This is a genomic window from Nesterenkonia flava, assembly GCF_031432335.1.
In the GTDB taxonomy this organism is placed as follows: Bacteria; Actinomycetota; Actinomycetes; order Actinomycetales; family Micrococcaceae; genus Nesterenkonia; species Nesterenkonia flava.
Map to the genome: position 1 here is coordinate 1 of NZ_JAVKGT010000082.1, position 1,079 is coordinate 1,079.

Genomic DNA, 1,079 nt, shown 5'->3' on the forward strand with positions numbered 1-1,079 from the left:
TGTAGTTCCTCGACACGTTGTGAACAGTCCGTGACGTGAGCGGAGACCTCCGATATCGATGTGGGTTACCACAACTCACAATCCGATACGGAGGTCTCCTATGGTTCACCGTAGATCACCGCTGACTCCTGAGGGAAGGCGACGCCTGGTAGCCCTGGTCATCGAGGAGGGATGGTCCCAGCGAAGGGTCGCTGAGCGGTTTCAAGTCTCACCTGCCACGGTCAGCAAGTGGGTCAACCGTCACCGATCTGGCCAGGGGTTCCAGGATCGTTCCAGCCGTCCATACCACAGTCCCCGCCGGCTGCCCCAGCGCACTGAGCGCAGGATCATCGCCCTGCGATTCACCCGTCAGTGGGGCCCTCACCGCATCAGCGCACGCCTGGGCATCCCTCGCTCCACGGTGGGCAGGGTGCTTACCCGGTACCGAATGCCCAGGTTGGAGTGCCTTGATCAGGTCACTGGGCTGCCAGTGCGCCGCCCAGCACCCAACCGGTATGAGGCCAGCGCCCCGGGAGAGCTGGTGCATGTGGACGTCAAGAAGTTGGGCCGGATCCCCGACGGTGGTGGCTGGCGGGTTCATGGACGAAGCAGCGAAGCCGCTAAGGCCGCCGACCGGTGGAAGAACAAGACTGGTCAACGCGGGTATCGGTTCCTGCATCACGCTGTGGATGACTACTCCCGGGTGGCCTACTCCGAGATCCTCGATGACGAGAAGAAGCACACTGCCGCAGGCTTCTGGAAACGCGCCCGAGCGTTCTTCGCAAGCATCGGCGTCGAGGTCACCGCAGTGATGACTGATAACGGTTCCTGCTACCGGTCAGGAGACTTCAAGAAGGCCCTCGGTGATGGAGTGAAGCATAAGCGGACTCGGCCGAGGCGGCCGCAGACCAACGGAAAGGTTGAGCGGTTCAACCGCACCCTGATGAGCGAGTGGGCCTACGCGAGGCCCTACCCCAGTGAATCAGCCCGAGAAGCCTCCTACGAAGCCTTCCTCCACGACTACAATCATCACCGGACCCACACCGCCATCGGAGGCGCTGTGCCCTCAGACCGTGTTCACAACCTCACGGGGAAGTACA

1 protein-coding gene is annotated in these 1,079 nt (G+C 62.2%); it reads left to right on the forward strand.

Annotated elements, in window-relative coordinates; all coding sequences use genetic code 11:
- Window positions 1-100 precede the first annotated feature (100 nt).
- Window positions 101-1,079: IS481 family transposase (locus RH857_RS13540; protein WP_310538502.1), on the forward strand; the 979-nt coding region annotated here is incomplete at its 3' end.